The sequence below is a fragment of the Pelosinus baikalensis genome (assembly GCF_020819555.1).
GTDB lineage: Bacteria > Bacillota > Negativicutes > DSM-13327 > DSM-13327 > Pelosinus > Pelosinus baikalensis.
Window position 1 is genome coordinate 89,310 of sequence record NZ_JAJHJB010000006.1, and the last position, 12,565, is coordinate 101,874.

The 12,565-nt window shown below is 38.4% G+C and carries 12 protein-coding genes and 1 other annotated feature; all 12 genes read left to right on the top strand.

The features are described from left to right. Nucleotides 1–223 precede the first annotated feature (223 nt). A complete protein-coding gene (locus tag LMF89_RS06530) occupies nucleotides 224–499 on the top strand; it encodes a YlmC/YmxH family sporulation protein (RefSeq protein WP_007934722.1) in 276 nt (91 codons plus the stop codon). A 12-nt stretch (nucleotides 500–511) separates the two neighbouring features. After that, entirely contained in the window at nucleotides 512–697 is a 186-nt protein-coding gene (locus tag LMF89_RS06535) for a hypothetical protein (protein ID WP_229534415.1), read from the top strand. A 94-nt stretch (nucleotides 698–791) separates the two neighbouring features. Beyond that, a complete protein-coding gene (gene nrdR / locus LMF89_RS06540; protein ID WP_229534416.1) occupies nucleotides 792–1,244 on the top strand; it encodes a transcriptional regulator NrdR in 453 nt (150 codons plus the stop codon). A 47-nt stretch (nucleotides 1,245–1,291) separates the two neighbouring features. Then, on the top strand, nucleotides 1,292–3,298 hold the full coding sequence (nrdD, locus tag LMF89_RS06545; protein ID WP_229534417.1) for an anaerobic ribonucleoside-triphosphate reductase: 2,007 nt from the start codon (nucleotides 1,292–1,294) through the stop codon (nucleotides 3,296–3,298). 48 nt (nucleotides 3,299–3,346) lie between these two features. Continuing rightward, the gene (locus LMF89_RS06550) at nucleotides 3,347–5,086 is read left to right on the top strand and encodes a TIGR03960 family B12-binding radical SAM protein (protein WP_229534418.1); all 1,740 of its coding nucleotides are present in this window, start codon (nucleotides 3,347–3,349) and stop codon (nucleotides 5,084–5,086) included. Between the two features lie 15 nt (nucleotides 5,087–5,101). Then, nucleotides 5,102–5,920, top strand: a complete 819-nt coding sequence (gene pgeF, locus LMF89_RS06555; RefSeq protein WP_229534419.1) for a peptidoglycan editing factor PgeF — start codon at nucleotides 5,102–5,104, stop codon at nucleotides 5,918–5,920. A gap of 302 nt (nucleotides 5,921–6,222) precedes the next feature. Further along, a complete protein-coding gene (locus LMF89_RS06560) occupies nucleotides 6,223–6,924 on the top strand; it encodes a YggS family pyridoxal phosphate-dependent enzyme (RefSeq protein WP_007953080.1) in 702 nt (233 codons plus the stop codon). Between the two features lie 18 nt (nucleotides 6,925–6,942). Next, on the top strand, nucleotides 6,943–7,371 hold the full coding sequence (locus LMF89_RS06565; RefSeq protein ID WP_007943784.1) for a cell division protein SepF: 429 nt from the start codon (nucleotides 6,943–6,945) through the stop codon (nucleotides 7,369–7,371). Nucleotides 7,372–7,397: 26 nt separating this feature from the next. Next, nucleotides 7,398–8,219 carry a pyrroline-5-carboxylate reductase gene (proC, locus tag LMF89_RS06570; protein WP_007953078.1) on the top strand — a complete coding sequence of 274 codons (822 nt, stop codon included), beginning with the start codon at nucleotides 7,398–7,400 and terminating at the stop codon, nucleotides 8,217–8,219. After that, entirely contained in the window at nucleotides 8,212–8,997 is a 786-nt protein-coding gene (locus tag LMF89_RS06575) for a YlmH family RNA-binding protein (RefSeq protein ID WP_229534420.1), read from the top strand. The genes proC and LMF89_RS06575 overlap by 8 nt, the downstream gene beginning before the upstream one ends. An 18-nt stretch (nucleotides 8,998–9,015) precedes the next feature. Next, entirely contained in the window at nucleotides 9,016–9,465 is a 450-nt protein-coding gene (locus LMF89_RS06580) for a DivIVA domain-containing protein (protein ID WP_007934703.1), read from the top strand. A 62-nt stretch (nucleotides 9,466–9,527) separates the two neighbouring features. Further along, nucleotides 9,528–9,740: a binding site (T-box leader), on the top strand. 29 nt (nucleotides 9,741–9,769) lie between these two features. Continuing rightward, complete coding sequence (gene ileS / locus LMF89_RS06585; protein WP_439651934.1) at nucleotides 9,770–12,565, top strand: isoleucine--tRNA ligase; 2,796 nt, start codon at nucleotides 9,770–9,772, stop codon at nucleotides 12,563–12,565.

A 12,565-nucleotide genomic window follows, 5' to 3' on the forward strand; every position in this document is an offset into this window, starting at 1 on the left:
TTTCCCTATGGATGTAGGGCTATGGGGATTAAAAGTACATCATCGCCTTCCGAAGTGGTTAGAGGGGCCTCTGGGCAGAATTGTTTAGCATATACTGCAAAGCAGAGCAAGGAAAAGTAGAATAGGGAAATAGCAAGCTTAGGTGTTCATCAAATAAATTTATTGAAATGGGATATCATAAATCTTCTTGTCCCTCATAGAATGTATTGGGGGTGTGGATGATATGAAAGGCATTACCAATTGCGTATCAGATCTTAAACTTAAAGAAGTAATCAATATTGTTGATGGTAAAAGGTTAGGGGCGATTACAGATATTGAAATTGATGTGGAAAGTGGAAGATTAACAGCTATCGTAGTTCCGGGAAATGGCAGGTTTTTAGGCTTATTTGGCCGTAGCGAAGATGTTGTAATTCCTTGGGATAAAATTAATAAAATAGGGTTTGATGTTATTTTAGTAGAGGCCACTGCTTTTGCCGAAATCAAACACCTGGATAAATAAGGATTAGTAAATATGTTACGTACATATGATATAATGATAACGATTGCAGCTTTTTATGAAGTTGGCAGTCGTTTTCTTTTGATTGTTTTCATTAAAATTAATTTTTATTTAAAAGCCAAGCAGGAGAAGCACAATATATGGCGTAAAGTAAATAATAGAGCACAATATCTAGTAAGACAATGTAGCAGTAAATTGTAGTGAGCTGATGGGTGTTAGCTCGTTTAAATATTGTTGAGAATACGTCAAGAAAAGGCTACTACTTTATGAAGTTTGTTGAAAAGGGGGAATTCCTATGCGTTGTCCATTTTGTGGCTGTGTAGAAAGTCGAGTGATTGATTCACGAGCAGCGGAAGAGGGGAGTACGATTCGGCGTAGGCGTGAGTGTTTGGAATGTATGCGCCGCTTTACTACATATGAAATGATCGAACAATCCCCCTTAATGGTAATAAAAAAAGATGGTCGTCGTGTAATCTTTGAACAGAGTAAATTATTAAATGGGATTGTAAGGGCTTGTGAGAAACGATATATACCGATTAATGAAATAGAAGCCTTAGGAGAGCGAGTAGAGCGAGATATTCGCAATACGATGGAACGAGAAATCTCTACGCAGCAAATTGGTGAAATTGTAATGAAACATTTAAAGGATCTTGATCAAGTAGCATATGTTCGATTTGCTTCAGTGTATCGGCAATTTGCAGATATTAATAATTTTATGGAAGAATTGCAAGCATTGATGAAAAAATAAACAATAATTACAGTATAACCTATATAAAGTGAGGAATTGGTATCATTATGAAAATTAAAAAGCGAGATGGACGCGAGGTCTCCTTTGATGAAAATAAAATTACAGAAGCTATCTTTAAAGCTGCTAAAGCTGTAGGTGGAGCGGATAAACAATTAGCAATGGAATTAACATTAGATGTCCTGCGCTTTTTAAAACAAGAATATAATGGGGGGACATTTGGTGTTGAAGAGGTCCAGGATGCTGTAGAAAAAATTTTAATTGAAAAAGGACATGCAAAAACGGCGAAAGCCTATATTTTATATAGAGATAAACGAACTCGTATGCGCGATGGTCAATCCTATTTGATGGATGCTGTTGCAGAAATCTTAGTAGAAACCAATCGAGAAAATGCTAATATTTCTAATTCTCCTTCAGCCAAAATGCTGCAGATTGCCAGCGCTGCCAGCAAATCTTATTATTTGAATCGCTTACTTCCTGAACACATGGCTAATGCTCATATAAAAGGAGACATTCATATTCATGATTTAGACTTTTATGGAACAACATTAACTTGTGTACAAATTCCTCTTGGTAAATTATTAAAAGATGGTTTTAATAATGGGCATGGCTATATTCGGCCACCGAAGCGCCCAGCATCTGCAGCGGCTTTAGCTGCTATTATTTTGCAAAGTTCGCAAAATGATATGCATGGTGGTCAGTCTTTTGCTTTCTTTGATTCGGATATGGCTCCTTTTATGGAAGGCATCAAAGAAGAAGAGGTTTATCAGGCGATGGAAGCATTTATTTATAATCTCAATTCTATGCATAGCAGGGCAGGAGCACAAGTTCCATTTTCTAGTCTGAATATCGGTACAGATACTACACCAGCGGGACGTAGAGTAACGAAGAATCTTTTATTGGCATATGAGAAGGGGTTAGGCCATGGAGAGAACCCTATTTTCCCCAATATTATTTTTCGTGTAAAAGAAGGTATTAACTTTAATAAGAAAGACCCTAATTATGATTTATTTAAGCTGGCAATCCGTGTAGCTTCTCAGCGCTTGAATCCTACTTTTAGTTTCATGGATGCTTCATTTAACAAACCTTATGGTGATCAGATTGGCTATATGGGATGCCGTACTAGAGTTATGTCTAATAAATGCGGACCGGAAGTAACGGATGGGCGGGGAAATCTTAGTTTTACCACAGTCAATTTACCTAGGCTTGCGATTCAGGCAGAGCGAAATTTAATGAAGTTTTATCAGAGCTTATCCGATCTCATTGATTTAACTTGTGAACAGTTGTTTCATCGTTATCAGGTGCAAGGGAAATTAAGAGTAAAAGATATGCCATTTTTAATGGGGCAAGGCTTATATTTGGATTCAGACAAATTAGCTCCAAATGACACGATTGCAGATGTGATCAAACATGGTACGTTATCAGTAGGTTTTATTGGCTTAGCTGAAGCTTTGATTGCCTTAACGGGTTATCATCATGGTGAAGGCGAGGAATCCCAAATATTGGGTGAAGAAATTGTGGCATTTATGCGCAATAAAGTTGATAAGGCTACGGATAAATACATGTTGAATTATACGTTGCTGGCAACACCGGCAGAGGGTTTAGCAGGACGTTTTGTCAAAATGGATTGCCGTGAGTATGGCTTAATTCCTGGTGTAACAGATAAAGAATATTACACTAACTCCTTTCATATTCCTGTCAATTATTCCATTAGTGTATATGATAAAATAAAAATAGAAGCGATTTATCATAAATATACAAATGCAGGTCATATTAGTTATGTGGAGTTTACAGCACCTCCTGTGAATAACCTCAAGGCAGTTGAAGATGTGATTCGTTACATGCAGCAATGTGATATGGGATATGCAGGCATTAATTTTCCCGTAGATTTTTGTGAAGGTTGTGGTTATCTCGGTGTAATTGGTGGGGATACATGCCCTGTATGTTCTATGTCTGACATCAAAAGAGTACGGCGCATCACTGGTTACCTGAGTACTATTGAGCGCTTTAATGATGCGAAGCATGAAGAATTAGAGCAGCGTGTAGCACATCTGTAATGAAACGGTTAAAAGGAATGTATCGTATTTAAGATGGAGTGATAAGTTTTGACTTGGCAATTAAAAGAAAAGTTACAGAAAACTTTGGCAGAAGAACAGGGGGCGATGGTTTTTCCTCCTGGATCACGTCAAGGCTTTGCATTAGTGTATCCAAATACATATCATGTAGGAATGTCCAATTTAGGATTTCAAATTATTTATCAACAAGTCAATTCTAGGGGAGATACAGCCTGCGAAAGGTTATTTTTACCTGACAGAAAAACAGAGCCTGAATATATTCGTACGAATACACCGTTAATGACGATTGAAACGCAACGCCCATTATATGGATTCTCTTTAATTGGCTTTGCTCTAACATTTGAAATGGATTATTTTAATGTAGTGAATATTTTACAGCTTGGAAAGGTTCCTGTATTAGCTGCTGATCGGGGAGAAAAAGATCCTTTGGTTATTGCAGGCGGTCCGTGTGCGACCTTTAATCCGGAACCTTTAGCTGATTTATTTGATGTGTTTATCATTGGTGAAGGCGAAGAAATCATACACGAAATATTAGATGTCTATTATCAGGCACGTGATAATAATATCTCTAGGCAGGAAATCTTATTTCAAATAGCACAAATTCCTGGTGCATATGTGCCTTGTTTTTATCAAGTGGAATATAAAGCAGATGGTACGATTAAAAAAATGTCTTGTCCTGAGGGAGTGCCCCAGCATGTACAGCGACGCTGGATTCAAGAGTTGGATCAGTATGAGGCCCAGACGGTGATTGTAACTCCAAATACTGAGTTTAAAGATATGTTTTTAATTGAAGTGGCTCGTGGCTGTGGTCGCCATTGTCGATTTTGTATGGCAGGGTATTGCTATCGAAATCCTCGAGTAAGATCGCTAAAGACATTAGAAGCGGCCGTTGTAAAGGCAAAAGAATATCGCAGTAAGGTTGGATTAATGGGGGCTGCGATTTCTGATTATCCTGAGATTGATTCGTTATGTAATATTATTTTAGAGCAAGGAATGCATATGTCTGTCGCCTCTTTAAGAGCCGATACTCTTACCTTGGATTTAGTAAATGCATTGGCTGTTAGTAAGCATCGAACGATTACTTTAGCTCCGGAAGCAGCGAGTATCCGTTTGCGCAAAGTGATTAATAAAACCATTACAGATGAGCATCTATTTAATTCTATAAAAATGGCGGTTAACGCAGGGATACCCCATATTCGACTCTATATTATGATTGGCTTACCTTCTGAGGAAGAAGAAGACATTGAAGAAATCGTTACCATGGCAATAAATATTAAAGAGTATATGGAATCTTTGGGCAGTAGAGGACGGTTAACCTTAAGTGTTAATCCCTTTATTCCTAAACCTTTTACACCTTTTCAGTGGATGCCCATGACTCAGGTTTCAGTAGTAGAAAAAAGATTAAAGTATATTAACTCTAGTTTGCGACAACGAAGAGGAATAGAAGTATTGGTTGAATCGCCAAAAGAAGCTTATATTCAAGGGGTTTTAGCTAGAGGAGATCGGCGGTTGTCTGCTGTATTGCTAGACGCTCACGAGAAGGGCGGCAGTAAAGGCTTCAAGCAGGCGATGAAAGAGAACATGCTTCGTGAGGAAGATTACTTATATCGTCAGCGGGAGCCAGAAAGTGAAATTTTGCCTTGGAAGGTGCTGGATATGGGGCTAGATTCATTGTACTTAGAACGAGAATTAGAAGAGGCTAAAAAAGAAGAATTTACTGCTCCATGTGCGCAAGGCTGTACTCGGTGTGGAATATGTAAAAAAGGCTGATGGGAGTGTGTAGTGATGGAGCGATTTATTTTAAACTATGGAACTAGCGGGCAATGGTATGGAACGTTTACCCATTTCAGTGCATTAGCTATTAAACATGGTATATCTAGTCGATTTGGCGGGGTAAGTAAGCCTCCATTTCATTCCTTGAATGTAGCGCTGCATACAGGTGATTGTGATGAGAGTGTTATTATAAATCGGCAGCTATTTTGTCAAGGGATTGGGATTAATTCAGAACATATTGTGACCGCTCAACAGCTTCATACGGATCATATTGCAGTGGTAACCAAGGAAGCGAAAGGAAGAGGAGCAGGCAGCTACGAGGATGCAATCCCAAATACAGATGCTCTAATTACCAATGTTCCGGGCATTCCTTTAATGTTATTTTTTGCTGACTGTGTCCCAGTGTTAATTGTAGATCCGTTACAGCGAGCCATTGGTGCAGTTCATGCAGGCTGGAGAGGAACGGTGGAAAAGATTGCGCAAAAAACAATCCTTTCCATGCAATCTAATTTTGGTACGAAACCTGAGAATTGCCTAGTTGGAATAGCTCCTTCTATTGGTCCTTGCTGCTATGTTGTTGATGAAATCGTAATCAATAAACTAAAAAAACAATTCAATAATTGGGAAGAACTAATAAAAGAAGCCAATGAAAAGGGCAAATGGTATTTTGATTTGTGGAAAGCCAATGTTCGCCAATTAGAAGAAATCGGTGTAAAAGGAAGTAACGTGGTAACCAGTGAAGTGTGTACTGCTTGTAATCATGAATTATTTTTTTCTTATCGAAAAGAAAATGGGGCTACTGGGAGAATCGGAGCTGTTATTGTCTTGTAAGCGAATGCTTACAAGATTTTTTTATAGAATTTATAAGTTTTGCAAGTGAAAACATATAAGAAATTATGAACCAAAAAGGCACAATGCCGCAGCTGCGGCATACAAAGGAGAGCACAAAAAATACTAAATACCCACCCTTTATGTCCTTTGCGTCTTTGTGGTTCGATTCGTTTTATATGTTTTAAAGGATGCGCCAGCGTTTTTCTTATTATTGTAATGTCAATATATTTTTTATGTTTAGGAGATACTTAAGAGGAAATTAATGTTTATTCGCGAATAATGCATATAATGGAGGGTTTACCATGTCTATTCGAACAAACTTAACCCAAGTTATAGAAAATATTCATAGTGCTGTACATAAGAGAAGTAAGACATTAATCAATGAATCTAAAAATGTTAAATTGGTAGCTGTAACAAAGAATCATGATGTAGCAGCAATTCAAGAAGCGGTTGCTGCTGGAGTGCTGGCAATTGGTGAAAATAGAATACAAGAAGCCGCTAAAAAAGCTCAAATACTTCAGAAACAAGTGGAATGGCATCTTATCGGTCATCTGCAGACCAATAAGGTTCGTCAAGCAATCCAGCTGTTTGATCTGATTCATTCTGTAGATAGTAAAAAATTGGCTCTGGAAATTGATCGTATCGCCGGTGCCTTAGGGAAACGGCAAGATATCCTGATCCAGGTTAATATGGCTAATGAAGATACCAAATTTGGGATTGCTTCCAAAGATGTTTTAACATTAGCAAAGTGTATTAGCAATCTAGAGCATGTCCGATTATGCGGAGTTATGACGATTGCACCTTTTTATGAAAATGCAGAGCAAGCCAGACCTCTATTTCGCAATATGTGTCAATTGTTTATGGAACTAAAAAATATGAATTTGGCGAGCACAAATATAGAGTGGCTATCTATGGGAATGACAAATGATTATATTGTAGGTGTTGAAGAGGGAGCAAATTTAGTACGTATTGGTACTGGGATATTTGGACAGCGTCAATATTAAAGGGAGGTATAAAGGGACATGAAGTTTATGGAAAAAGTCTGGGGAAGCTTAGGCTTATTTGAACCAGTAGAGGCAGAGGAAGATCCAAAGCAAAAAGTAGAAGAATTAGAAGTAGGGAAAGGGAAAAAAAATAGTAACCTAGTCAATTTACCTACTGCTCAGAAACAAATGAAAGTTATGGTAGTGGAGCCATTCTCTTTTGATGATGCTCAACATGTAGCCGATCATTTGAAAAATCGAAAACCTGTTGTTGTGAATTTTGAGAATTGTGATAAAGAAGTTGCTAAGCGTATGATTGACTTTATTAGTGGGACTACCTATGCTTTAGCTGGAAGCATTCAAAAAATTGGTAACAACATATTTCTCTGTGCTCCTAATAATGTAGATGTTACTTATAGTCCTCATGAAGAAGGCAGCGATAAAGAATTTTTACCATGGAATAAATAAAGAGTTAAAATACGGGGGATTACCAGATGTTGCAGAATAAAAAAATCGGTTTTATCGGTAGCGGAGCTATGGCTGAAGCCTTAATTGATGGAATATTAAAAGCTAATTTAGTTACGCCGAGTCAAATTATCGTAAATGATATTTCACAGAATCGCCTAGAGCATATGGCTGGGAAATTTGGTGTACTTACGACGTTAAGTATTAAGGATACTGTAAAGGCAGCAGATATATTATTTTTAACTGTGAAGCCTCAGATTATTAATGGTGTATTAGATGCCATTGCACCGCTGCTTTCACCTACAACCTTAGTTGTATCAATTGCAGCGGGAATTACCATTGGAATACTCGAGAGCAAATTGATACGGATTCCGATTGTAAGAGTTATGCCAAACACTCCGGTGGCAGTAGGGGAAGGTATGTCTGTTCTTGCTTTGGGGCATTATGCAGGTGAAGAAAATGGCGAATTAGTATTGACTATTTTTGCTTCTGTAGGTAGAGCCATTATTATGGATGAAAATGCTATGGATGCAGTAACGGGATTATCAGGTAGTGGTCCCGGATACGTCTTTGTACTTATTGATGCATTAACGGATGCAGGTGTCCGGGTTGGCTTGTCCAGACAAAATTCATTGGTTATGGCAGCTCAGACCTTATTAGGAGCAGCTAAGATGGTTCTGGAAACAGGGGAACATCCCGCAAGATTAAGGGATATGGTAACTTCCCCAGGTGGAACTGCTATTGCGGGTATACATGTGTTAGAGCAAAAGGGTGTAAGAGCAGCTTTAATTGATGCAGTAGAAGCAGCTACGAAACGTTCACAGGAGATGGGGAAAAAATCACATGGGTGATCGAGAAAAAATTATACGATATTATCAGGCTAGCGGTGAGGGTGAGTTAGCAGCTAAATTATTGGATTTAGCTGAAGCGGCATTGCGTAATCGAAAGTACAAAGTAACAGAGTTTCTGGATCCTTACGGTTATAGTATTGCAGAAACGATTGGTGCACATTATGATCGATTAAAGCTAGTATCCAGCGGTGGTTATGATGGGGCGGAGCGAGTTAAAGCTGTTTTTGTAAATGAAGAGTTTCGAGGTACCCCTGAAGTTGCAGTAGAGGCTGTTTCCGTAACATGGGATGAGAGATATTATCAAATCACTCATCGAGATGTATTGGGGGCATTGATGGCACTTGGTATTAAGCGAGAAATTATTGGTGACATCATTATGTGCGGGCATGGATGTCAAATTATTATCGATTCATCTTTCTTCAATTTTCTTATGCAAAATTTTAGCAAGATTGGTGCGGCGCCTATCAGTATTGCGCAATTGAAGATCGCAGATATTGCTCCTCGAGAAGAAAAAGTAAAGGAAATCAAAACGACTGTAGCTTCTCTTCGATTGGACGTCATAGCAGCAGCTGGTTTTGGTACTTCCCGCAGCAGAATGTCGGAGGAAATCGTAGCAGGTAAACTAAAAGTAAACTGGCAGGAAGCTAAAAATAGTGCTCAGTCCATTAAAGAAAATGATGTTATTTCAATGAGGGGGCGGGGGAGAGTCGAAGTATGTGAAGTACTGGGTCAAACCAGAAAAGGACGAATGAGTATTGTATTAAAACGTTTTATGTAGATACGTGGAGGTGTATTCATGCTAACCCCATTAGATATTCATAATAAAGAATTTAAGAGAAGCTTTCGAGGATATAACGAAGAAGATGTCGATGAATTTCTTGACCGAGTCATAAAAGATTATGAGCTATTATATCGGGAAAATATTGAGTTGAAAGAGAATATGGACCGACTTAATAGTAAATTAGAACATTTTCAACATATGGAAAATACTTTACATAATACACTAATTGTTGCTCAGGAAACAGCGGAAGAAGTAAAGCTAAACGCTAAAAAGACAACAGAACTAATGATAAAAGAAGCAGAGATCAACGCTCAAAAACTTGTAGAGGAAGCTGCCAACAAAGTACGGCGTATGGCTAGTGAATATCAGGATTTGAAAAAACAGGTTGATGTATATCGTGTTCGTATGCGTACCCTTGTACAAGCACAGTTGGAGATATTAGGTGAATCTGGTGAGGATGAATAACGTAATTTGACAATGTACCTTTTATTGGTTATAATCAACTTTATTGTAGAATGTTAATAATGATACAAGTCATGATGGAGACAGTAGCTAAAAATTTGATTTTACAGCGAGTTGGGAATAGTGTGAGCCTAATAGTAATCAAGTTTAGTGAAGATCACTCCTGAACTGCAAACTGAAATACAGTAAGATTTGCCGTTTAACGAGCGTTATATCGTTCTAAAGTGGCTGCAAAGTCATTAGGGTGGTACCACGGGAAACAACCTCTCGTCCCTTTAGGGATGAAGAGGTTTTATTTTTTTTGGAGGTGTTATTGTTGGATTATAGTAAAACCCTTAATTTACCGCAAACTGAATTCCCAATGCGAGGGAATTTACCAGAGAGAGAGCCTGAAATGCTCAACTACTGGAAGCAGCAAAAGATTTATGAGAAACGTACAACGCAGGTGGAAAAGCCTAAATTTATCTTACATGATGGGCCTCCTTATGCGAATGGTGATATTCATATTGGTCATGCTTTAAATAAGATTTTAAAAGATATGATTTTGAAATACAAATCATTACGTGGATTTAATACTCCTTATGTACCTGGTTGGGATACTCATGGTCTACCGATTGAACATGCTGCCATAAAAATACTCGGTCTAAATAGGCATGAGCTAAAACCATTGGATTTACGTCGTGAATGTAAGGATTATGCTTTGAAATTTGTTGATACCCAGCGTCAAGACTTCAAACGTTTAGGTATTGGTGCTGATTGGGACAATCCATATGTAACATTGCGGCCTGCCTATGAAGCGAAGCAGATCGAGGTCTTTGGAGAAATGGCTAAGAAAGGTCATATTTATAAAGGGTTAAAATCGGTATACTGGTGTACTTCATGTGAGACTGCTTTGGCAGAAGCTGAAATTGAATATGCAGAAAAAAAATCTCATACCATTTATGTTAAATTCCCTTTAGTAGATGATAAAGGGACTTTGCCTGTAGGAATAAATGCTGAAAATGTATATGGTGTCATTTGGACAACCACGCCTTGGACAATGCCGGCCAATGTTGCCATTGCTGTTCATCCGGAATTAGAATACGCATGGGTGGAATCCCAAGGTGAAATTTATCTTTTAGCAGTAGAATTGATTGACGCGGTAGCAAAAGATAATAAACTAGAAAGCTATACTATATTGTCAACTTTAAAGGGGGCTGATCTTGAAGGTGTGGTTTTCTCCCATCCCTTTATAGAGCGGGAGTCTATAATTGTTTTAGCTGACTACGTTACCCTAGAACAAGGTACTGGCTGTGTACATACGGCTCCAGGACACGGCCCAGACGATTTTGAAACGGGTATAAGGCACGGATTGCCAATCATTAATCCCGTGGACCATGCAGGGCGCTTTACGGCTGAAGGTGGCATATTTGAAGGCATGTTAATACATGATACCGATGTCCCTGTGATCAAAGAATTAGCAGCACGTGGTATGTTATTGGGCAAGGGCAAAATCAAACACCAATATGCTCATTGCTGGCGTTGTAAAAATCCTGTTATTTATCGGGCAACGGAACAGTGGTTTGCATCAGTAGATGGGTTTAGGGAACAAGCATTGCAAGCGATTAAAGATGTAAAATGGATTCCTGGCTGGGGCGAAGATCGGATACATAATATGGTGGCGGATCGTCATGACTGGTGTATTTCTCGTCAAAGGGTATGGGGAGTTCCAATTCCCATTTTTTATTGTACACAATGTAATGAGCATGTCATCAATGATATAACGATTACTGCTGTTAAGAATTTATTTCGTCAAGAAGGTTCTGATGCATGGTGGGCCAAAGATTCAAGTGAAATATTGCCAGAAGGCTTTACTTGTTCTCATTGTGGCCACGATACTTTTCGCAAAGAAACGGATATTATGGATGTTTGGTTTGACAGCGGATCAAGTCATGCAGCTGTACTAGAGCAGCATGATGAACTTGTATGGCCAGCTGATTTATACTTAGAGGGAAGCGATCAGCATCGAGGGTGGTTTCAGTCATCTTTATTAACATCGGTGGCAACAAAGGGAATTGCTCCTTATAAAGCGGTTCTTACTCATGGTTTTGTGGTAGATGGTGATGGTCGTAAAATGTCTAAATCTGTTGGTAATGTTATTTTTCCACAGGATGTTATTAAAAAATATGGGGCTGACATTTTGCGTTTATGGGTAGCCTCTGCTGACTATCAGGCGGATGTTCGTGTTTCGAACGATATCTTGAAACAGTTGTCGGAAGTATATCGAAAAATACGCAACACCTTCCGTTACATTCTAGGCAGTATTCATGATTTTAACCCAGATACAGATAAAGTAGGCTATAATGAGTTATTAGAGATCGATCGGTGGGCACTTTTACGATTAGAACAAGTTCGTGAGAAAGTTACAAAAGCGTATGAAGAGTATGAGTTTCATTTAATCTATCATACGGTACATAATTTTTGTACTGTTGATTTAAGCTCAATTTACTTAGACATATTAAAAGATCGCGTATACACGGCTTTGCCTGCTTCCAGAGAGCGGCGTGCAGCACAAACTGTTATGTATGAAATCGTAAATACTTTGGTACGTCTTATTTCACCTGTTCTTACCTTTACTGCTGAAGAAGTGTGGCAGCATATGAAACAAGAACAAAATATGCCAGAAAGTGTGCAGTTGGCTGATTGGCCAATGGTCCATGATGAATATCTTAATGCTGACTTAGAAGCAAAATGGACTTCTATATTGGCAATGCGTAGTGAGATTACAAAAGCTTTAGAAACTGCTAGGCGTAATAAAGTGATCGGACATTCTTTGGATGCAGAGGTTACACTGTATGCAAATGATAAGATATTTACTCAATTATCAGCTATGGATAAAGAGTGGGCAAATATTTTGATTGTATCAAAGATTCATGTTGTAGAAGATACTGGAAAAGCACCGGAAAGTGCATATCAAGTAGAGGATATGGCATTGTCAATTGTCGTATCACAAGCGGAAGGTCAAAAATGTGAACGTTGCTGGATTTATAGTGATACTGTAGGAAAGATGGAGAAGCACGAAACACTATGTAGCCGTTGCAATGATGTAGTAGTAAAATTATAA